Source organism: Micromonospora aurantiaca ATCC 27029, from assembly GCF_000145235.1.
Classification (GTDB): Bacteria; Actinomycetota; Actinomycetes; order Mycobacteriales; family Micromonosporaceae; genus Micromonospora; species Micromonospora aurantiaca.
In genome coordinates this window covers 5,901,052-5,920,167 of the sequence record NC_014391.1, presented here as the reverse complement: position 1 = coordinate 5,920,167, position 19,116 = coordinate 5,901,052, and the positions used below count along the sequence as shown (strand labels likewise).

General features: G+C 74.1%; 22 protein-coding genes. 11 read left to right on the top strand and 11 right to left on the bottom strand.

Annotation, left to right across the window (positions count from 1 at the left end):
* Window positions 1-9: 9 nt before the first annotated feature.
* The gene (locus MICAU_RS26270; protein WP_013288387.1) at window positions 10-477 is read right to left on the bottom strand and encodes an ATP-binding protein; all 468 of its coding nucleotides are present in this window, start codon (window positions 475-477) and stop codon (window positions 10-12) included.
* Between the two features lie 115 nt (window positions 478-592).
* Between MICAU_RS26270 and macS the strand changes: the two genes are divergently transcribed.
* Window positions 593-1,714, top strand: coding sequence for a MacS family sensor histidine kinase (gene macS, locus MICAU_RS26265; RefSeq protein ID WP_013475260.1), 1,122 nt, complete (start codon window positions 593-595; stop codon window positions 1,712-1,714).
* An 11-nt stretch (window positions 1,715-1,725) separates the two neighbouring features.
* A complete protein-coding gene (locus MICAU_RS26260) occupies window positions 1,726-2,358 on the top strand; it encodes a response regulator (protein ID WP_030275127.1) in 633 nt (210 codons plus the stop codon).
* Between the two features lie 4 nt (window positions 2,359-2,362).
* On the opposite strand, the gene MICAU_RS26255 is transcribed toward MICAU_RS26260, so the two are convergent.
* The 3 genes from MICAU_RS26255 to MICAU_RS26245 all read right to left on the bottom strand — a co-directional run bounded on the left by MICAU_RS26255 (window position 2,363) and on the right by MICAU_RS26245 (window position 4,741).
* Window positions 2,363-2,935 carry a DUF5709 domain-containing protein gene (locus MICAU_RS26255; protein ID WP_013288384.1) on the bottom strand — a complete coding sequence of 191 codons (573 nt, stop codon included), beginning with the start codon at window positions 2,933-2,935 and terminating at the stop codon, window positions 2,363-2,365.
* A 79-nt stretch (window positions 2,936-3,014) separates the two neighbouring features.
* Window positions 3,015-3,686: an ATP-binding protein gene (locus MICAU_RS26250; protein WP_083791369.1), complete on the bottom strand. Its 672-nt coding sequence runs from the start codon at window positions 3,684-3,686 to the stop codon at window positions 3,015-3,017.
* A gap of 56 nt (window positions 3,687-3,742) precedes the next feature.
* On the bottom strand, window positions 3,743-4,741 hold the full coding sequence (locus tag MICAU_RS26245; RefSeq protein WP_013288382.1) for an SDR family oxidoreductase: 999 nt from the start codon (window positions 4,739-4,741) through the stop codon (window positions 3,743-3,745).
* Window positions 4,742-4,933: 192 nt separating this feature from the next.
* Here MICAU_RS26245 and MICAU_RS26240 point away from each other — a divergent pair, with 192 nt between their 5' ends.
* On the top strand, window positions 4,934-6,202 hold the full coding sequence (locus tag MICAU_RS26240; protein ID WP_013288381.1) for a glycosyltransferase: 1,269 nt from the start codon (window positions 4,934-4,936) through the stop codon (window positions 6,200-6,202).
* Here the strand turns inward: MICAU_RS26240 and MICAU_RS32115 are convergent.
* From MICAU_RS32115 to aroA, 4 genes are all read right to left on the bottom strand, one after another.
* The gene (locus tag MICAU_RS32115) at window positions 6,085-7,050 is read right to left on the bottom strand and encodes a hypothetical protein (protein WP_030275121.1); all 966 of its coding nucleotides are present in this window, start codon (window positions 7,048-7,050) and stop codon (window positions 6,085-6,087) included. The two genes, MICAU_RS26240 and MICAU_RS32115, sit on opposite strands and share 118 nt — an antisense overlap.
* A gap of 60 nt (window positions 7,051-7,110) precedes the next feature.
* The gene (gene hisN / locus MICAU_RS26235) at window positions 7,111-7,929 is read right to left on the bottom strand and encodes a histidinol-phosphatase (RefSeq protein ID WP_013288379.1); all 819 of its coding nucleotides are present in this window, start codon (window positions 7,927-7,929) and stop codon (window positions 7,111-7,113) included.
* Window positions 7,930-7,989: 60 nt separating this feature from the next.
* Window positions 7,990-8,925 carry a ribosome small subunit-dependent GTPase A gene (gene rsgA / locus MICAU_RS26230; protein WP_013288378.1) on the bottom strand — a complete coding sequence of 312 codons (936 nt, stop codon included), beginning with the start codon at window positions 8,923-8,925 and terminating at the stop codon, window positions 7,990-7,992.
* A 162-nt stretch (window positions 8,926-9,087) separates the two neighbouring features.
* Window positions 9,088-10,389: a 3-phosphoshikimate 1-carboxyvinyltransferase gene (gene aroA / locus MICAU_RS26225; RefSeq protein WP_013288377.1), complete on the bottom strand. Its 1,302-nt coding sequence runs from the start codon at window positions 10,387-10,389 to the stop codon at window positions 9,088-9,090.
* 102 nt (window positions 10,390-10,491) lie between these two features.
* Between aroA and MICAU_RS26220 the strand changes: the two genes are divergently transcribed.
* The 5 genes from MICAU_RS26220 (at window position 10,492) to rsrA (ending at window position 13,841) form a co-directional block, all read left to right on the top strand.
* Window positions 10,492-11,199 (top strand): SOS response-associated peptidase, encoded by a 708-nt coding sequence (locus MICAU_RS26220; RefSeq protein WP_013288376.1) that lies wholly within the window; start codon window positions 10,492-10,494, stop codon window positions 11,197-11,199.
* A gap of 212 nt (window positions 11,200-11,411) precedes the next feature.
* Window positions 11,412-11,804, top strand: coding sequence for a WhiB family transcriptional regulator (locus tag MICAU_RS26215; RefSeq protein WP_013288375.1), 393 nt, complete (start codon window positions 11,412-11,414; stop codon window positions 11,802-11,804).
* A 97-nt stretch (window positions 11,805-11,901) separates the two neighbouring features.
* Window positions 11,902-12,513 carry an alpha/beta hydrolase family protein gene (locus MICAU_RS26210; RefSeq protein ID WP_013288374.1) on the top strand — a complete coding sequence of 204 codons (612 nt, stop codon included), beginning with the start codon at window positions 11,902-11,904 and terminating at the stop codon, window positions 12,511-12,513.
* A gap of 228 nt (window positions 12,514-12,741) precedes the next feature.
* The gene (locus MICAU_RS26205; protein WP_013288373.1) at window positions 12,742-13,551 is read left to right on the top strand and encodes a sigma-70 family RNA polymerase sigma factor; all 810 of its coding nucleotides are present in this window, start codon (window positions 12,742-12,744) and stop codon (window positions 13,549-13,551) included.
* 2 nt (window positions 13,552-13,553) lie between these two features.
* Window positions 13,554-13,841 (top strand): mycothiol system anti-sigma-R factor, encoded by a 288-nt coding sequence (rsrA, locus tag MICAU_RS26200; RefSeq protein WP_013288372.1) that lies wholly within the window; start codon window positions 13,554-13,556, stop codon window positions 13,839-13,841.
* A gap of 79 nt (window positions 13,842-13,920) precedes the next feature.
* On the opposite strand, the gene MICAU_RS33705 is transcribed toward rsrA, so the two are convergent.
* A complete protein-coding gene (locus tag MICAU_RS33705; RefSeq protein ID WP_369752275.1) occupies window positions 13,921-13,995 on the bottom strand; it encodes a 50S ribosomal protein bL37 in 75 nt (24 codons plus the stop codon).
* A 238-nt stretch (window positions 13,996-14,233) separates the two neighbouring features.
* Between MICAU_RS33705 and MICAU_RS26190 the strand changes: the two genes are divergently transcribed.
* Entirely contained in the window at window positions 14,234-14,449 is a 216-nt protein-coding gene (locus MICAU_RS26190) for a biotin/lipoyl-binding carrier protein (protein ID WP_013288370.1), read from the top strand.
* Entirely contained in the window at window positions 14,446-14,958 is a 513-nt protein-coding gene (locus MICAU_RS26185) for a GNAT family N-acetyltransferase (protein WP_013288369.1), read from the top strand. Before MICAU_RS26190 ends, MICAU_RS26185 begins: the two co-directional genes overlap by 4 nt.
* Window positions 14,959-14,964: 6 nt before the next feature.
* Here the strand turns inward: MICAU_RS26185 and MICAU_RS26180 are convergent, their stop codons facing one another.
* The gene (locus tag MICAU_RS26180; protein WP_013288368.1) at window positions 14,965-15,540 is read right to left on the bottom strand and encodes a TetR/AcrR family transcriptional regulator; all 576 of its coding nucleotides are present in this window, start codon (window positions 15,538-15,540) and stop codon (window positions 14,965-14,967) included.
* Window positions 15,541-15,659: 119 nt separating this feature from the next.
* Here MICAU_RS26180 and MICAU_RS26175 point away from each other — a divergent pair, with 119 nt between their 5' ends.
* Window positions 15,660-17,249 (top strand): MDR family MFS transporter, encoded by a 1,590-nt coding sequence (locus MICAU_RS26175; RefSeq protein WP_013288367.1) that lies wholly within the window; start codon window positions 15,660-15,662, stop codon window positions 17,247-17,249.
* An 87-nt stretch (window positions 17,250-17,336) separates the two neighbouring features.
* On the opposite strand, the gene MICAU_RS26170 is transcribed toward MICAU_RS26175, so the two are convergent.
* Window positions 17,337-18,938 carry a tetratricopeptide repeat protein gene (locus tag MICAU_RS26170; protein ID WP_013288366.1) on the bottom strand — a complete coding sequence of 534 codons (1,602 nt, stop codon included), beginning with the start codon at window positions 18,936-18,938 and terminating at the stop codon, window positions 17,337-17,339.
* Window positions 18,939-19,116 lie beyond the last annotated feature (178 nt).

Here is a 19,116-nt window from a genome sequence, read left to right as displayed (position 1 = left end):
GCGGCGGGGTCAGCCGTCCAGTGGGCCGGTGGCGTGCTGGCGGGTGGCGAGCGCGGCGGTGATCCGGACGACGGTGCCGGCGTCGCCGGTCTCCACCTCCATCGCGTCGCTCAGCTCCCGGGCCAGCCAGAGGCCCCAGCCGCCGGCGGTGTCCGGCGCGGGCCGCTCGCGGTCGCGCAGCCGCCGTTCGCTGATCCCGGGCCCGTGGTCGGCGACCTCGCAGACCAGTTCGCCGTTCCGCTCCCAGAGCCGCAGCCAGCCCTGCCCGCCGCCGTGCCGGACCGCGTTGGTGATCAGCTCGTTGACCGCCAGCACGAAGTCGTCCAGCCGTTGGCCGGACAGGCCCGAGCCGTGCGCACAGGAGGTGACCGAGTGCCGCAGCCCGGTCACCTGCGCCTGGTCGAAGGCCGTGGCGAGAAGCAGGGAAGGTTCGATGGGCACAACCGTACGCGGTGCGGGGAGTTCTGCGTCTGTCATGACCCCGTCCCGACGATGGTTCTCGACGACTTTCGCGGCATTTCCACCGTACGTCAGGGTTTCTCGGGCCGCACCGCCCGGGGTGCCCTGGACCGGCTGTGACAGGGTGTCGCACATGCCGTCGTCCTCCGGCCTCGAGGGCCCCTTCTGGCGATCGATAGCGGTGTTCCGCTTCGCCGCGCTCGCGTACGTCGGACTGGTCGTGCTGCGCGACGCGGACCGCTACGCGCACCCGGTCGCCGCGGGCGGTGTCCTGCTGGCGATGCTGGCGTGGAGCGGCGTGACGGCGGCCGGTTACGGCCGTCCGGCCGGGCGGCGCTGGCCGCTGCTCCTGGCCGACCTCGGCGTGGTGCTGGCGATCATCCTGGTCACGCCCTGGGTGGTGGGCCGCGCGGCGCTCGCCGCCGGGGTGCCGATGCTGACCGCCGCCTGGCTGGCCGGGCCGGTGCTCGCCTGGGCGGTCTCCGGCGGGCGGCGGCGCGGCGCGGTGGCCGCGATCGTCCTCGGCGGCGCCGACCTCGCCACCCGCGACCGGATCAGCCCGTCCGCGCTGACCGGGGCGATCCTCATGCTGCTCGCCGGCGTGGTGGTCGGGCACGTGGCCCGGCTGGCGGTGCAGGCGGAGGAGCGGTTGCAGCGGGCGGTGGAGCTGGAGGCGGCCACCCGCGAGCGGGAACGGCTGGCCCGCGACATCCACGACTCGGTGCTCCAGGTGCTCGCGCTGGTCCGGCGGCGCGGCGCGGACCTGGACGGCGAGGCGGCCGAGCTGGCCCGGCTGGCCGGCGAGCAGGAGGCGGCGCTGCGGGCGCTGATCGGCCGGGCGGGCGCGCCGCCGGACCCGGGCGGGGACGAGCAGGATCTGCGCGACCTGATCGACAGGTACGCCTCGGCCACCGTCGTGGTGTCCGCGCCCGCCACACCGGTGCCGTTGCCGGCGCGGGCCGCCGGTGAGCTGGGCGCTGCGGTCGGCGCGGCGCTCGACAACGTGGCCCGGCACGCCGGCGGGCGGGCCTGGGTGCTGATCGAGGACGAGGAGGAGACGGTGACCGTCTCGGTACGCGACGAGGGACCGGGCATCCCGGAGGGGCGGCTGGCGGAGGCCGCCGCGCAGGGGCGGCTCGGGGTGGCGCAGTCCATCCGGGGCCGGGTGGCCGACCTGGGCGGCGAGGTGCGGATCGTCTCCGCGCCCGGCGCCGGCACCGAGATCGAGCTGGTCGTGCCGAGGAGCCGCGGGTGAGCATCCGGGTGATGGTGGTCGACGACCACCCGATGTGGCGCGAGGGTGTGGCCCGTGACCTCACCGAGGCGGGCCACCAGGTGGTGGCGACCAGTGGTGAGGGGCGGCAGGCGGTACGGGTGGCCGCCGCGGCCCGTCCCGACCTGGTCGTGCTCGACCTCCAGCTGCCGGACATCTCCGGCGTCGAGGTGATCCGGGGCCTGCGCGCCGCGCTGCCCGACGTGCGGGTGCTCATGCTCTCGGCCAGCGGCGAGCCGCAGGGCGTGCTGGACGCGGTCAAGGCCGGCGCCACCGGCTACCTGATCAAGTCGGCCGCACCGGCGGAGTTCCTGGACGCGGTGCGCCGCACGGCGGCCGGTGAGCCGGTGTTCACGCCCGGCCTGGCCGGGCTGGTGCTGGGGGAGTACCGGCGGCTGGCCGCGGAGCCGCCCGCCCCGCACGACGACGCACCCCGGCTCACCGAACGGGAGACCGAGGTGCTGCGTCTGGTCGCCAAGGGGCTGTCCTACAAGCAGATCGCCGACCGGCTGAGCCTGTCCCACCGGACCGTGCAGAACCACGTGCAGAACACCCTGGGCAAGCTCCAGTTGCACAACCGGGTCGAGCTGACCCGGTACGCCATCGAGCGGGGCCTGGACGACTGAGCGGTCAGCGCGCCTCCGGCGGCCGGGTCTCGTGCACCGCCAGCTCCTCCGCGCTGGCCCCGCCACCGGCCGCGCCCGCGTCGTACGCGACGTTGTCGGTCTCCTGGTCGGTGTGTGCGCCCTCGTCCGGCTCGACCAGCCGGCCCACCTGGTGGTCGGCGACGGTACCGAGCTGGCCGTGGTCGTACACCGACACCGGGGAGTGCGGGTCCGAGACCGGGCCCGGGTCGATCACGTCGGCGTCGAGCTGGGCCTGCGCGGCGGCCTCCTCGCTGTCCGCCTCGGCGGCGATGTCCGGGTCGACCGGGCCGGCGAGCGGGTCGTCGGCGGGACGCTCGTACTGCTCGCGCTGGAGCTTGTAGTCCAGCGACTCGCCGTCGAGCTGCTCCTCCGCCGTGGTGCCGAACTGGTCCACGGCGACCGGCGTGCGGTCACCGGGGAGCTGGGCCGGCTCGGGGCCGTCCGCCTCGCGCCCGGTCAGCACGTCGTCGTTCGCGGTGGAGTCGTCGTCGGCGGTGTCGGGCAGGCCCGCCGCCTCGGGATCGGACACGGGGGTGGGGTACTCGTCGTCGCGCATGCCCGGGAACTACCCACTGCGCTACCCGGCCTAACCGCGACCGGCCGGGTGGATCGGGAGAAACAGTGCGAAAAGCACCTCAGTTGCGGTACGCCGCCTCGTCCTCGGCGTACAGCACGCACCACACCACCTTGCCGTCGGGCAGCGCCGTGCTGCCCCAGCGCCGGGCCACCGTGTCGATGAGCAGCAGCCCCCGCCCGCCCACCGAGTCCACCGGCGCCGGACCGCCGTACGTGGGCCGCCCGGTCGAGTGGTCCCGCACCGCAAGATGCAGCGCGCCGCCGCGCGGGGCCAGCCGGAGCGTCATCGGCGTGACCGCGTGCGCCACCACGTTGTTGACCATCTCGGTGACCGCGATGCAGGCCGGCTCGGTCAGCTCCGGCAGTCCCCACCTGGCGCAGCCGCCGGCCACCAGCACCCGCGCCTCCCGGGCGGCCTCGGCCACCGGGGGCAGCTCGGCGTCGAGCGGCTCGGGCGGGGCGTCCGGTGGCGGCCCGTGCGGGTCGAGCAGCAGCCGCGCGGCGGGCCAGTCGTCGACCGCCCGGCAGACCTCGTCCAGCGCGTCGCGTGCCACCGGGTCGGGGATCCGCACCCCGGACAGGTCCACGAGCAGCACCCCGGGGTGCCGCCACAGCCGGGCGAGCAGCGCGTCCCGTACGGCCTCCACCTCGGAACGGTCGAGGACCCCGGTCAGCCGGACCGTCGGGGAGGACTCGTCGGTCTCCACCAGGCAACGCGCATCCGTCGGCATGATCGCCCCATTGTGCACGTCGGTCCGCGCCCGCGCACCGGTCCGGTCGACGGGACTCACGGCCGGCCGGCCCGGGACCGGCGGCTGAGCGCCGCCACCGTGCCGACAGCCGTGCCGGCGGCCAGCCCGACCGCCGCGGTCAGCCGCAGCACCTGCCCGCGCCGGCCGGACCATCCGTCGGTCCGCTCCGCCGCCGAGTCCGGCGTGAACACGGCGCCTGTGGAGTCGTCGCGTACGCCGGGACCGAACTGGGTGCGCGCGGTGTACCAGCCCAGCGCCCGCTCGGCCAATGCCGGGGCGAGCCGCCACTGGAGGCCGATCAGCCGGGCCGCGCCGCCCGCGTACGCCTCGCGCCGGGGCCGGCGCAGCAGCCGGACGATCGTCTCGGCGACCATCTCGGGCGGGTACACCGGCGGCGGCGGGGTCAGCTCCCGGCCGGAGTGATTGGCCGCGTGCCGGAAGAACGGCGTGTCGATGGTGGCGGGCAGCACGGTGCAGATCGAGATGTTCCCCCGGCCGGTCACCCGTAGTTCCTGCCGCACCGTGTCGGCCAGCCCGCGGATCGCGTGCTTCGTCGCGTTGTACGCCGACTGGTACGGCATCGCCACCTCGGCCAGCACCGAGGCGTTGTTGACGAGCACCCCGCCGCCGGCCGCGCCCAGCCAGGGCAGCGCGGCCCGCGTCCCGTACACGGCGCCGAGCAGGTTCACGTCCACCACCCGGCGGAACTCGGCCACCGGGATCTCGTCGAACAGTCCCACGGTGCCCACTGCCGCGTTGTTGATCCACGCGTCGATCCGGCCGAACTCGGCCACCGCCCGCCCTGCCAGCCGCTCCACCGCCTCCGGGTCGGTCACGTCGGTGGGCACCACCAGGGCGCGCCCGCCCAGTTCCCGGCAGAACGACGCGACCCGGCGCAGCGCGGACTCGGTCCGGGCGGCCAGCACCACGTCGGCGCCCCGGCGGGCCAGCGCGTACGCGGTGGCCGCGCCGATCCCGCTGGAGGCGCCGGTGATGACGACTGTGGCGTCGGAGAGGCTGCGGGTCAGCGGCATTCCCCGTCGGTACCCCGGGCCGGGGCGGTCATGCCGACCGTTTTCGCCGGTGATCGGCATCGGTCGGCTGTCCCGCCCACGGGACGCACTGGCCGGGTGACCCCGATCTGTCAGGTTTGGACGCACCGGACCTGGGTTAATGGGACGCTCTGACCGGAGACCCCGCTCGCGAGAAACGCATGGAGGTGCACCATGCGCGTCGGCCTTGTATGCGCGCACGCCGGCTCGTCCACCGACGGTCCCACTGTCGGGACGCAGGAGCACATTGCGCGCGTGGCGGCGGAGCTCGCCGCCCGGGGCCATGACGTCCGCGTCTACGAGCGTCGTGCCGCGTCCGCCCAGCCCGCCCTGACCGAACTCGACGGCTACCGGGTGGAACGTGTCCCGGTCGGCCCGCCCGACATGCTCTCCACCGCCGAGCTGGTCCCGTTCGTCGCCGAGTACGGCCGCTGGCTGGCCGGGCAGTGGGCCGGGGACTGGACGCCCGACGTGGTGCACGGGCACTACTGGGTCGGCGGGCTGGCGGCCGCCCACGCGGTACGCGCGACCGACATCCCGGTGGTGCAGACGTTCCACTCGCTCGGCGTGGAGCAGTTGCGTCACCTCGGCCGGGAGTACAGCGGGCCGGGGGAGCGCATCCCGCTGGAACGGGCGCTGACCCGGGCCGTGGACGTGGCGGTGGCCCAGTGCAACGACGAGGTCGACGAGCTGACCCGGATGGGCCTGCAACGGACGTCGGTGGCGATGGTGCCGACCGGGGTGGACACCGGCCAGTTCCACCCGGACGGCGAGGCGGCGCCGCGGGACCAGCGGCCGCGGATCCTCTCCGTCGGCGGGCTCGCGCCCGGGCACGGCCAGGACGACCTGATCCGGGCGATGCGGCTGGTCGGTGACGCGGAGCTGGTGATCGCGGGCGGCCCGCCGGCCGAGCGGCTGGACGGGCACGCCGAGGCGCGCCGGCTGCGCGAGCTGGCCGAACGGGCGGGCGTGGCGGAGCAGGTGAAGCTGGTCGGCGCGGTGCCGCACGACCAGATGGCCACCTGGTACCGCTCCGCCGATCTGGTGGCCTGCACGCCGCACTACGCGTCGGCCGGGCGGGTGTCGCTGGAGGCGATGGCCTGCGGCGTGCCGGTGGTCGGCTACGCCATGGGGGGCATCGCGGACGCGGTGGTGGACGAGGTGACCGGCAAGCTGGTGCCGCCGGGTGACGTGCGCATGCTCGGAGTCACGCTGCGCCGGCTGCTGTCGGACAACGCCGGCCGGTTCGCGTACGGGCACGCCGCGGTGGACCGGGTCCGGTGCAGCTACACCTGGGAACGGACCGCCGCCGCGCTGGAGCGTCTCTACGAGCGGGTGATCGGGCGGCGCCGCCCGGCTACGCCGATCGAGCCGACGCCGGTCGAGGTGACGCCGCCGGTCGAGGTGGTCGTCTCCGAACGCGGGCCGGTCGAGGCGGCCTGAACCGGCACCATCCCGGCGCCCACCATTGCCTTCTGGCGGGCGCCGGCGTGGTGGTGCTGCGGTTCGGCGTACCGGGTCAGGCCGACCACCGCCGCGAGCGTCACCAGGAAGCCGAGCCCGGCCAGCCACTCCCGGCCGGGCCAGATCTTGTCGTTGAGCAGCAGCAGGCCGACGATCGCCGCTGGCACCGCGCCGGCGGCGTCCATCGCGGCCACCGCCGCCGTGGTCGACCCGCGCTGCATGGCCAGCCCGAGCAGCAGCTGGCCGATCACCGAGTGGACGATCAGCAGGTAGAGCAGCGGGTCACGGACGAACGCCTCCACCGACCCGGCCGAGGCGAGCGGGCGGGCCGCCACCGCGGCGGCGGAGAACGCCATCCCGGCCAGTGAGCCGAGCACCACCGACCCGAGCGCGCCGTGCAGCCGGGCGGCGAAGAAGCCGGAAGCGGCGATCGCGACCACCGCCACCGCCAGGCCGACCAGCCCGGCGGTGCCGAGCTGCCGCGACGGCGCGGGCTGGGCGGAGAGGACGAGCGCGGTGATGCCGGCGAACAGCAGCACCAGCAGCACCACCTCGGCTGCGGGCAGCCGCCACTTGAGCACCAGCACGCCGAGGACGGCGGTCACCCCGAGCCCGGCCGCCACGCTGGCCTGGACCAGGAACAACGGCAGGTCACGGCGGGCCAGGAAGGCCAGCACGAAGCCGACGACCTGGCAGGCCAGGCCGATCAGGTACGTCCGGTGCCCGGCGAGGCGCAGCAGCAGCCCGGGATCGAACGTGTGGTGCACTGTGGTCCGCGCGGCTGCGACCGACTGGAGAAGGTTGGCGAAGCCGTACGCGATGATCATCGCCGCCAGGAAGCACCAACCGGAGGAAACCACCTGGCGAGGATAGAGGCTTCCCCCGGGTCAGCGCTCGGCTGGACGGCCGAGCCGGGCCAGGATGTCGTCGTGCAGCGCCCCGTTGCTGGCCACGGCGCTGATGTCGGCGGAGTCGGCGCCGGCCGGGGCGGGCCGCCCGGCCAGGTCGGTGACGATTCCGCCCGCCTCGGTGACGATCGGGACCAGCGCGGCGATGTCCCACAGCGACAGCTCGGGCTCCACCATCACGTCCAGTGCCCCCTCGGCCAGCAGCATGTAGCCGTAGAAGTCGCCGTACGCCCGGCTGCGCCAGGTGTCGCGCATGAGCTGGAGCACCGCGTCCAGCCGCCCGGCCTGCTCCCACCCGGTCAGCGACGAGTAGCAGAAGCTCGCGTCGCCGAGCGCTGTCACGCCGGAGACCCGGATCGGCGTGCCGTCCGCCGGACCGGTGCCGGCGAACGCGCCCGCGCCGAGCGCGCCCCACCAGCGGCGGCCCAGCGCCGGGGCGGAGACCAGGCCGAGCACCGGCCGGTCGTGCTCCAGCAGCGCGATCAGGGTGGCCCAGACTGGTACGCCCCGGACGAAGTTCTTCGTGCCGTCGATCGGGTCGATCACCCAGCGCCGCCCGTCGGGGCCGGCCGGCGGCTGCTCGCCGTACTCCTCGCCGAGCAGGCCGTCACCGGGACGGTGCTCGGCCAGCAGCGCCCGGATCTCCCGTTCGACGGCGGTGTCCGCGTCGGAGACCGGCGTCAGGTCCGGCTTCGACTCGACGCGCAGGTCGAGCGCGCGGAACCGGGCCGAGGAGACGGCGTCCGCGGCGTCGGCGAGCAGGTGGGCGAGGGCGAGGTCGTCGGCGTACCCGGTCATGACTGACACGCTAGTGGCGGCGGCCCGGCCTTCGACGGCGGGTCGCCGCCGGTCCGCCGCTCAGGACCCGGCGAGCGGGTCGCCGGGGTTGCGCTCCGGCTCGCGCGGGTCGCCCTCGCCGCTGCGGGAGGCCAGCAACCGGCGGTACGAGGCGAGCCGGCGCGCGTCGGCCTTCCCGGCGGTCACCCAGGCGTCGAGCGCGCAGTCCGCCTCGTCGGCGGTGTGCGGGCAGTTGGCCGGGCAGTCGACTGTCGCCTCGACCAGGTCGGGGAAGCCGTGCAGCAGGCTCTCAGCGGACACGTGGGCCAGCCCGAAGCTGCGTACCCCCGGGGTGTCGACGATCCAGCCGGTGTCGCCCTCGGCGCCGGGCTCGGCGGGCAGGCGCAGCGCGACCGCGCTGGTCGAGGTGTGCCGGCCCCGGCCGATCGCGCTGACCGTGCCCACCGCCCGTTCGGCTTCCGGGACGAGGCGGTTGACAAGCGTCGACTTGCCCACCCCGGAGTGGCCCACCATCACCGAGACCCGGCCGGCGAGCAGCGCCCGCAGCGCGGCCAGGTCGGAGTCCGGGCGGATCAGCACGTACGGCAGCTCCAGCTCGGTGTAGTAGCCGAGCACCGCCTCCGGGCCGGCGAGGTCGGCCTTGGTGAGGCAGAGCAGCGGCTCGATGCCGGCGTCGTACGCGGCCACCAGGCAGCGGTCGATGAACCCGGTACGCGGCGGCGGGTCGGCGAGCGCGCTGACGATCACCAACTGGTCGGCGTTCGCCACCACCACCCGTTCCAGCCGCCCCTCGGCGGTGGTCTCGTCGTCGTCGGCGGTACGCCGCAGCACCGAGGTCCGCTCGGCGATGCGCACGATGCGGGCCAGCGCGCCCGGCGCACCGGAGGTGTCCCCGACCAGCCCCACCCGGTCGCCCACCACCACCGACTTGCGTCCCAGCTCGCGGGCGCGCATGGCGGTCACGAGCGGCGCGTCCGGTCCGGCGCCGGGGATCACACAGGTGTAGCGGCCCCGGTCGACGGCGATGACGAAGCCGTCGACGGCGTCTGCGTGCCGGGGCCGGGTGCGTGTACGCGGGCGCGAGGACCGGCCCGGTCGTACCCGGACGTCGTCCTCGTCGTACTCGCGCCGCTTCGTCGTCAGGACGTCCCCCCGCTGTCAGTTCTTGCCTGTCACCATCCCCGACCATAGTGCCGGGAACTCCGGCATGGTCTTGGAGGTGCACGCCACGTCGTCGACCTCGATGCCGGGGACGGCGAGCCCGGCCACCGCCGCCGCGTGCGCCATCCGGTGGTCGGCGTACGTGCGGAACGTCCCGCCGCGCAGCGGCCGGGGCCGGATGTCCAGGCCGTCGCGGGTCTCGGTGATGTCCGCGCCGAGCGCTGTGAACTCCTTGGCCAGGGCGGTGACCCGGTCGGTCTCGTGACCGCGGATGTGGCCGATGCCGGTGAGCCGGGACGGGCCGTCGGCGAGCAGCGTGAGCGCGGTCAGCACCGGGGTCAGCTCGCCCACGTCGGAGAGGTCGGCGTCCAGCCCGCGCACGGTGCCGGTGCCCCGCACCGTCAGGCCGTCGGTGCCGAGGCTCACCTCGCCGCCCATCCGGTGCAGCAGCTCGCGGAGCTGCTCGACCGGCTGGAGGCTGCTGCGCGGCCAGCCCTGGAGCGTCACCTCGCCGCCGGTGACCAGCGCGGCGGCGAAGAACGGCGCGGCGCCGGACAGGTCCGGTTCGATCTCCCACCCGCGCCCGGACAGCGGGCCCGGCTCGACCGTCCAGACGTCGGGCGTGGTGTCGTCGACGGCGGCGCCGGCGGCGCGGAGCATCTGCACCGTCATCCGCAGGTGCGGCGCGGACGGCACCGGCGGCCCCTCGTGCCGGACCACGACGCCCCTGTCGAAACGCGGCGCGGCGAGCAGCAGACCGGAGACGAGCTGGCTGGACGCGGAGGCGTCGATCACCACGTCACCGCCGGTCACCCGCCCCGCGCCGAGCACGACGAGCGGCAGGCTGCCGGCCGGGGGCGCGTCGATGCGGACGCCGAGCGTGCGCAGCGCGCCGATCAGCGGCCCGAGCGGCCGGGTCCGGGCGTGCGGGTCGCCGTCGAACGTGACCCGCCCGGCGGCCAGCCCGGCCACCGGGGGCAGGAAGCGCATCACGGTGCCGGCCAGGCCGACGTCGACGTGCGCCGGGCCGGCCAGCGGGTAGGGACGGACCAGCCAGCGGTCGTCGTCCGAGATCGACATGTGGGCGCCGAGTGCGCGCAGGCCACCGGCCATCAGTTCGGTGTCCCGGGCGCGCAGTGGACGGGCGAGTGTCGACGGCCCGCCGGCGAGCGCGCCGAGCACCAGGGCCCGGGCGGTCATCGACTTGGAACCGGGCAGGCGCAGCGTCGCGGCGACCGGGTCGCTCGCGGTCGGCGCGGTCCACGGCTGCGGCGGACTCGTCGCGGTCGGATTGCTCACCGTTACATTCTGCCAAGCTCACGGGCCGGTGGAACCGCCCGTCGCCGCTGCTCCCGTTGGGCGGGACAGCCGGAACGTCCGGATGCGGCTAGCGTAGGCGCCATGTGCGGGAGGTACGCCACGACCCGGAGCGCCGCCGATCTGAGCGCGCTGTTCGAGTCGGCCGACGAGACCGGTGGGGTGGCGCCGGACTACAACGTCGCGCCGACCGACCCGGTGCCGCTGGTCCGGCTCGCCCCGGAGGGGCACAGGCTGCTCTCCCTCGGCCGCTGGGGCCTGCTCCCGCAGTGGTCGCGCAGCGCCGCCGGGGCCGCCCGCATGATCAACGCGAGAGCCGAGACGGTCGCCACCAGCCGGGCGTACGCGCCGTCCTTCGCCCGCCGCCGCTGCCTGGTCCCCTCCGACGGGTGGTACGAGTGGGTCCGCCTCGCCGACGGCGGACGCCAGCCCTACTTCATGACCCCGCGGGACGGCTCGGTCCTGGCCTTCGCCGGCATCTGGTCCGTGTGGGAGTCGGCGGGCGCGGCCCGGCTCACGTTCAGCGTGCTCACCACCGCTGCGGTCGGCGAGCTGGCCGAGGTGCACGACCGGATGCCGCTGCTGCTGTCGCCGGAGCGCTGGGCGGAATGGCTCGGCCCGGCCGAGGAGCCGGCAGAACTGCTCGCGCCGCCGGACGCCGGCCTGCTCGCCGGGCTGGAGATCCGGCCCGTGTCCCGGGCCGTCGGCGACGTCCGCAACGACGGCCCGGAGCTGATCGCCGCGGTGGCTCCGGCGGGTGTCGGGACGGCCGCCGGACCGACGCTCTTCTGATCACGCTCCGCCACATTTGCGTGCCCCGTTTGCCGGGGTTGGGCCGGAAAAGTCGCCCGGACGTTCAGTCAGTTTCATTGAAGACTCTTGTCCTTACGTATTCGAATGCGATAGAACACAGCGCCGGTGATGGGCGTCTGTTCGCACGGGGCGGATGACACCCATCGATCTTGTAAAGATCTACGCCGGTTCCCACGGGGGAGGTGGGTGTATTGACACGGGCACGTATGCCGCGTCCGCACGAGGTAGCCGCCGCGCGGCGCGATCCGCGACTGCTGCGGGCGCTGAGCGAACGACGCCAGGACGACGCGTGGCGCACCAGAGGCACCTGTCAGAACGTCGATCCGGAGACGTTCTTTCCGGCACCGAACGAACCGGCCGACGCGGCGGTGGCGCTCTGCCGCACCTGCGACGTCCAGGGCTCCTGCCTGGCCTGGGCGCTGGAGGTGGGCGACTGTCACGGCGTCTGGGGCGGCACCACGCCGCGTGAGCGGCGCGCCATGCTGGTGGCCTGGCGCAGCGAGGTGCAGCCGGATCCGGACGCGCTCGACGACGCCGGTCCGCCGGTGCGCGACCGCCTGCTCACGCTGGTCCCGCTGAGCTGATCCCGACGTCGCCCGTGGCCCGCTCCGGCAGGCCGCGGGCGACGTCCGTTTCCGCGCCCGATCACCGGCGGGCCGGCCGGCCGCGCAGAATGAGCCGGTGCGGCACGACGACGAGATCGACACACCACGGGGGCCCGCCCGGCTCCGGTTCGACCCACCCGCCGACGGCACCACGGTGCTGGTGCTCGGTCACGGCGCCGGCGGTGACGTGGACGCGCCCGACCTGACCGCCGTCCGGGACGCGGTGCTCGCCGCCGGGGCCGGGGTGGCCCTGGTGACCCAGCCGTACCGGGTTGCCGGGCGACGCGCGCCCGCTCCCGCCGGGCACCTCGACGAGGCGTGGACGGCGGTGCTGGCCGACCTGCGCCGGCGTGCCCCGCGGGTGCGCCACTGGGTGGTCGGGGGCCGGTCCAGCGGCGCCCGGGTGGCGTGCCGTACCGCCGCCGCCGTCGGGGCGGCCGGAGTCGTCGCACTGGCGTTCCCGCTGCACCCGCCGGGACGACCGGAGCGATCCCGGGCCGGGGAACTGCTCACCGGCCTGCCCACGCTCGTCGTCAACGGCGACCGGGATCCGTTCGGCGTGCCCGAGTCCGGCCCCGGCATAGAGGTGGTGGTCCGGCCGGGGGAGCGCCACGACCTGCGCGGCGACCCGGCCGGCACGGCCGCCGTGGTGCGGGACTGGCTGCGCGTACACGGGTGGTCGTCCTGACCGGGCGGCGCGCGCCGTGACCGTCCGCCGCGGCGGGTCGTTGCACCGGTTGGTGCCGGCCGCCCGGTTCGGGCGCGCCGGGGCCACCCTCCCAGGCCCTTCCTGGTCCCAGCGTCGGTCGCGGCCGAGGCCGGGACCAGGATCGGGTGGGGCCGGAGGAATGCCATGCCCCACAACTCGCGTTATCCCCCTTGGACGACGACAGAGCCAGCGCGAGGGGGGTGACCGGTGCCGATCGAGACACGGAGCCGGGAACGGGACGAACGGGACGAGCGTCAGCTCCGGCGGCTGCTCGACGCGCCGGAGTGGCCCGCGGCGGCGTCGGTCGTGAGCACCGGCACACACTCCGGAAGTGAATCTGCCGGTAGGTGGGTACGCGTATCCTCGGCGGGAAAGCATCCGACGCGAGGGGATGTGCGGTTGACCACCGAGAAGACGGACGAGCGCAGGGCCCGCTTCGAGCGGGACGCGATGCCCTTCGTCGATCAGCTCTACGCTGCCGGACTGCGGATGACCCGCAACCCGGCGGACGCGGAGGACCTGGTTCAGGAGACGTACCTGAAGGCGTACGCCGCCTTCCACCAGTTCGAGCAGGGCACGAACCTGAAGGCCTGGCTCTACCGGATCCTGACCAACACCTACATCAACACCTACCGCAAGCGGCAGCGCCAGCCCATCCAGGCGCCGACCGAGGAGATCACCGACTGGCAGCTCGCCGAGGCGGAGTCGCACACGTCCAGCGGCCTGCGCTCGGCCGAGACGGAGGCGCTCGACCGGCTGCCGGACAGCGACGTCAAGGAGGCCCTCCAGCAGTTGCCGGAGGAGTTCCGCCTGGCCGTCTACCTGACCGACGTCGAGGGCTTCTCCTACAAGGAGGTCGCCGACATCATGGGCACGCCGATCGGCACCGTGATGTCCCGTCTGCACCGTGGCCGACGTAATCTGCGGAAGCTGCTGGAGCAGTACGCGGCGGAGCGGGGTTTCAGCGCCGCCTCGTCGAAGAAGGGTTCGACCGCCGCCGCCGGCCGGGAGGTGTGACCGTGAGCTGTGGACAACCGCACGAGACGGACTGCCGCGAGGTGCTCGCCGAGGTCTACCTCTACCTCGACCTGGAGTGCGCCGAGGAGCGCCGGGTGCTGATCCGGCACCACCTGGACGAGTGCGGGCCGTGCCTGCGCGAGTACGGCATCGAGCAGGAGGTCAAGGCGCTCGTGGCCCGGTGCTGCGGCAACGAGGCGGCCCCGGAGAAGCTGCGTGAGCGGTTGCGCCTGCGGCTGACCGAGCTGGTGGTCTTCGAGAGCACCGAGTCCCGCGAACTGGCCGACTGACAAGCGACGCAACGGCCCGGGTCCGATCACGGACCCGGGCCGTTGCGCTGTCCGGCGACTGCGCCGCCTGATCGGATGATCAGGAGTTGGGGCGCTTGCCGTGGTTGGCGCTGCTCTTCTTGCGGGCCTTCTTCTTGCGGGCCTTCTTCGCCATGCTCTGCCTCCTTGTGCTGGTCACGGTTCCGTCCGCGGCTGGGCGCGGCGGAGGTCGCGGTGCGGCCCTCCGGGCTCGCCGGTGGCCGACCCGCACGATGCTAGTGCCGTCGCCGGCGGTCGGGGCGCGGCGGGGCGGATCGCGCGCGGCGGTGGTGCGCGGCCCGGCGTGACCGGCGTCATGATTGGATACCGTTCGCAGGATTGTCGGGGAGCTGTCGGGGAGAGGGAGGGCCGAGATGGCCGAGGAGATCCGCGCCGAGATGGTGGCGAACGTCTGGAAGGTCGTCGTGTCGGCCGGTGACACGGTGTCCGAGGGCGACACCCTCGTCATCCTGGAGTCGATGAAGATGGAGATCCCGGTGGTCGCCGAGTCCGACGGCGTGGTGCAGAAGCTGGCGGTCAACGAGGGCGACGTGGTGCAGGACGGCGACCTGATCGCGGAGATCGGTTGACCGGCCTGCGGGTGCGCCGCGCCGAGCCGGCGGACTTCCCGGCCGTGGCCCGGCTGACAGTCGCCGCGTACGAGGCGGACGGCCAGCTCAAGGACGAGAGCGGGTACGCGCCGGTGCTCGCCGACGTGGCCGGCCGCGCCGAGACCGGCGAGGTGCTGGTGGCCGTCGACGACGCCACCGGCCAGGTGCTCGGCGCGGTGACGTTCGTGCTGCCCGGCACCCCGTACGCCGAACTGGCCGGCCCGGGCGAGGCCGAGTTCCGGATGCTCGCTGTGGATCCGGCCGCGCAGGGCCGGGGCGCGGGCGCCGCGCTCGCGGCCGCGTGCGTGGCGCGCGCCACGGAGTTGGGCTGCACCGCCGTGGTGATCTGCGTCCGCGCCGGGATGGCGGCGAACGCACACCGCCTCTACGAGCGGCTCGGTTTCGTCAGGTACCCGGAGAAGGACTGGACGCCGCTGCCCGGCATCGACCTGCGCGGCCTGCGGCTGGATCTGACCGCGGCGGGCTGAACCGGCTCAGCCCTGGCCGGTCTCGCCGATCTTGGCGAGCAGCTCGTCGGCCACCTGGAGCGCGATCCGCTTGCGCTCGTCGTCGGTGATGCCCGGCACGCGTACCGCGAACCAGCTGCTGTGCACCGCGAACAGCGTGAGCGCGGCGCGGAGCTGGGCGGCGGGCGAGTCGTCGCCCCGGCACAGCTCGTGCGCCAGCCGCATCATCCGGTCCCGCATCTGCTGGCCGGCGACGAGGCTCTTGAGCACGGTCTGGTTCTGCTCGAAGAAGCGCATCACCTGGGGCAGGTCGCCGGCGAACATGCTGTCGGCGTACCTGCCGATCAGGGCGCGCCGGGTGGCCAGGGTGGGCGGCTGGTCGGCGGCCCAGGCGATCAGCTCGTCCATCCGGCGCAGCCGGTCGTCGACCAGGCTGGTGACGATCTCGTCCTTGCTCTTGAAGTGGTAGTAGAGCGCCGCCTTGGTCACGCCCAGCCGCTCGGCGATCTCCCGCAGCGACGTCTTCTCGTAGCCCTGCTCGGTGAAGAGTTCCAAGGCGACGGCCTGGATCCGCTCGCGCGTGCCACCTGTGGTCTCCCTCACCGGCCGACATCCTTCCAATCCGCTTGACGTGCGCCCGCCATCAGCTTACCGTCCGGCTAGTAAGCAAACTAGCCGGGCGGCAAGTAAGTCGATCATCCGATCTGCGGGGGAGCCTACCGATGAGTCAACCAGCCCAGGTGACCACGAGACCCAATGTCCGGGTCGTCCTGTTCGGTCTGATGATCGCGATGATGCTCGCGATGCTCGACAACATGATCGTCAGCACCGCGCTGCCGCGGATCGTCTTCGAGTTCGGCGGCGCCGACCACTTCACCTGGGTGGTCACCGCGTACGTGCTGGGCACGACGGTCTCCACGCCGATCTGGGGCAAGCTCGGCGACCTCTACGGCCGCAAGACGGTCTTCCTCACCGCTGTGGTGGTGTTCCTGGTCGGCTCCGCGCTCTGCGGCATGTCCGGCTCCGGCGTCTTCGGCGGCGCCGACACCGGCATGACCGAGCTGATCGCGTTCCGTGCCGTCCAGGGCCTCGGCGCCGGTGGCCTGATGGTCGGCGTCATGGCGATCATCGGTGACCTGGTCCCGCCGCGCGAGCGGGGCCGCTACCAGGGCATGATCGCCGGGATCATGGCCATCGCCATGGTCGCCGGCCCGCTCGTCGGCGGCTTCATCACCGACAACCTCTCCTGGCGCTGGGCGTTCTACGTCAACCTGCCGCTGGGCGGCGCGGCGCTGCTGATCCTCGCCACCACCATGCACCTGCCCAAGTACCGCACCGAGCACAAGATCGACTGGTTGGGTGCGGCGCTGCTGTCCGTCGGCATCACCGCGATCGTGCTGGTGACCACGTGGGGCGGCAACGAGTACGACTGGGTATCGCCACAGATCCTCGGCCTCGCCGTGCTGGCGGTGCTCGCCCTCGGCGCGTTCGCGGTGGTGGAGCGGCGCGTGCCGGAGCCGATCCTGCCGCTGAGCCTGTTCGCCAACCGCAACTTCGCGCTGATCTCGGTGATCGGGTTCCTGCTCGGCTTCGCCATGTTCGGCGCGATGAACTTCCTGCCGCTCTACCAGCAGACCGTGCAGGGGGCGTCGGCCACGAACAGCGGCCTGCTGCTGCTCCCGCTCATGTTCGGCATGCTCGTGGTGTCGCTCGTGGTCGGCCGGACCATCACCAGGACCGGCCGCTACCGCGTCTTCCCGATCGTCGGCGGCGTGGTGATGGTCGCCGGCATGGGCCTGCTCAGCCTGCTGGACGTGGACACCAGCAAGGCGCAGTCCTCGATCTACATGATCGTGCTCGGTGTCGGCATGGGCTTCCTCATGCAGACCTCGATGCTGATCGCGCAGAACAGCGTGGAACAGAAGGACCTCGGCGCGGCCAGCGGCGCTGCGACCTTCTTCCGGTCCATCGGCGGCTCGTTCGGCGTCTCCCTCTTCGGCGCGATCTTCGCCAACCGCCTCGCCGACTCGGCCGCCGGTTCCGCGTTCGCGGGCTCGGGCGGCGAGGGCGGCGCGATGGACCTGGAGGCACTCAAGAAGCTCACCGGCCCGATGCGCGAGGCGGTGCTCGGCGGCCTCTCCGACGCCATCTCGCACGTCTTCTTCTGGGCGGTCCTCTTCACGGTGGCCGTACCGGTGCTCGCCTGGTTCATCAAGGAGGTGCCGCTGCGCGCGACGAACGACGTACCGCCGGCCGGCGCCACACCGGAGGACGAGGCCGAGGCCGCGCTCGGCAAGGCCCCCGTCGCCTGACGTGCCTCGCGCCCGCTGCTCGCCAGCTCGGGGTAGTGGCGGGTTCGAGGGCGAGTTGATCGCGCCACTTCGGCGAAGTGGCGGCGGTCAGTTCCGGCGGAACAGGGCTGTGAATCGTCGCCAGAGACGGCGCAGCGGACCGCCGGCGGCGCCGGCGATGAGCGAGTCGGCGGTGGCACGTGCGGCCGGGTCGAGGGCCGGGGTGGCCCGAGCCAGGTACGCCAGCGACACCGCCACCGGGGTGCGCCGCATCGGCCCGGCCGCCACCTCGGCGATCCGCCCGGACACCAGCGCTGCTACGTCGGCGCGGGTGTCCGGGTGCACCCAGGCGGCGGTGACCAGGGCGAACAGCGCCGCCTCGGCGGCCGGGCCGAGATCACCGGCGGCCAGTTCCCCCAGCACCCGACGCCGGGTCGACAGCTCCCACGGCTCGTCGGTGCGGTGGTGCAGCAGGCCGAGGCAGGCCCAGACCTGCGCGCAGCGCGTCCACAGTGCCGGATCCTGCCCGCCGAGCACCCGGCCCAGCGCTGTCGCCGGTGCCTCCGGCGGGTGTGCCAGCAGGGCGAGCAGGTCGGCGAGGTCCAGTGTGGCGAGCCCGACCGCGGCGTCGTACGCGGCCGGCGGGTGCGCCCACGCCGGGTGCGCGAGCTGCTGGAGCCGCCGTACCGCTGCCGCCGAGGGGGCGGGACCGTCGAGGGCCGGGGTGTCGTCGCCGGCCGGGGTCACCTGCCCGAGCCAGGGGCGGCCCCGGCAGCACTCGGCGAGGTCACCGTGCTCGTGCGTGTCGTCCGGGTGGTCGCGGACGAAGTCGGCGAGCGCCACCAGGTGGTCCACGTCGCCGTCGCGCAGGTAGCGCAGCCGGTGCGCGGTGTGCACCGCGCAGTCGAACGTGGGGTCCTTCGCCAGCGCCCGGTCGATCCAGCCCAGCGCCGCGTCGAGCCGGCCGTTGTCGGCCAGCGTGCCGGCGATGTCCGCGTAGACAGCGAGGTCGTCGGGGTCGAGCGCGACAGCGCGTTCCAGTGCGGCGAGCGCCTCGGCGGTCCGGCCGGCGCCGCGGTACGCGTACCCGAGCCACACCTCGCCGAGTTTGGTGGGCTGTGCGCGTACCCCCCGGGTGGCCCAGGTGACGGCGAGGGTGACCTCGCCGAGGCGCCGGGCCAGCGCGGACGCCGCGCCCAGCAGCAGCGGATGGGCCGGATGGACGGTGATCGCGTTGCGGGCCAGCGTGAGGTACGGCGCGAGCGGCTCGCGCAGCCGGCGCGGCGCGGGGTCCGGCGCCGCCGCGCAGACCTGCATGAGGATCCGGGCGGTGCGCTCGGGATCGAGGCGTTCCGGCAGGTCGGTGGCGGTCACCCAGGGCACTGCGGCCCAGGGCGCGGCCGGCGCGTAGCCGGTGGCGGCGGCGAGCAGGTCGAGCCCTTCGGCGGAGCGGCCGGCGGCGGCGAGCAGATGCGCGCGGGCCACCACGGCGCCGACGAACGCCTGCTGACCGAGCGGGAAGAGGTCCAGGTCGCCGCCGCTGGCCGCGTTCAGCCGGGCGAGCGTCTCGTGCGCCTCGGGCAGCGTGGGGGAGCGGACCAGCGCGGCGGCCACGTGGTCGGCGGCGTGCCGCAGGTCGCCCTCGCCCAGCGCCAGCCGGGCCAGCGCGAGTTCCTCCTCCGCCGACAGCGCGGCGTCGTCCTCGGGCACGTCGTCCTCTCGCCGGTCGGGTCGGTCAGCCGGGCAAGCCTAGGGGATCTTCCGTCAGTTAGTGATCCACTGCGCACTCCTGCTCGTTGCGTTGATTGAGGCTACTGAAACGTGCAAGACTGAGCATCGAACGCGCGGGAAACGCGCAGAAGGAGGTTCCGGAGTGACGCAAGCAGGG

Coding starts and splice junctions, on each gene's coding strand:
- MICAU_RS26270 (WP_013288387.1), bottom strand. CDS start 477: ATGACAGACGCAGAACTCCCCGCACCGCGTACGGTTGTGCCCATCGAA.
- macS (WP_013475260.1), top strand. CDS start 593: ATGCCGTCGTCCTCCGGCCTCGAGGGCCCCTTCTGGCGATCGATAGCG.
- MICAU_RS26260 (WP_030275127.1), top strand. CDS start 1,726: ATGGTGGTCGACGACCACCCGATGTGGCGCGAGGGTGTGGCCCGTGAC.
- MICAU_RS26255 (WP_013288384.1), bottom strand. CDS start 2,935: ATGCGCGACGACGAGTACCCCACCCCCGTGTCCGATCCCGAGGCGGCG.
- MICAU_RS26250 (WP_083791369.1), bottom strand. CDS start 3,686: ATGCCGACGGATGCGCGTTGCCTGGTGGAGACCGACGAGTCCTCCCCG.
- MICAU_RS26245 (WP_013288382.1), bottom strand. CDS start 4,741: ATGCCGCTGACCCGCAGCCTCTCCGACGCCACAGTCGTCATCACCGGC.
- MICAU_RS26240 (WP_013288381.1), top strand. CDS start 4,934: ATGCGCGTCGGCCTTGTATGCGCGCACGCCGGCTCGTCCACCGACGGT.
- MICAU_RS32115 (WP_030275121.1), bottom strand. CDS start 7,050: ATGATCATCGCGTACGGCTTCGCCAACCTTCTCCAGTCGGTCGCAGCC.
- hisN (WP_013288379.1), bottom strand. CDS start 7,929: ATGACCGGGTACGCCGACGACCTCGCCCTCGCCCACCTGCTCGCCGAC.
- MICAU_RS26220 (WP_013288376.1), top strand. CDS start 10,492: ATGTGCGGGAGGTACGCCACGACCCGGAGCGCCGCCGATCTGAGCGCG.
- MICAU_RS26190 (WP_013288370.1), top strand. CDS start 14,234: ATGGCCGAGGAGATCCGCGCCGAGATGGTGGCGAACGTCTGGAAGGTC.
- MICAU_RS26175 (WP_013288367.1), top strand. CDS start 15,660: ATGAGTCAACCAGCCCAGGTGACCACGAGACCCAATGTCCGGGTCGTC.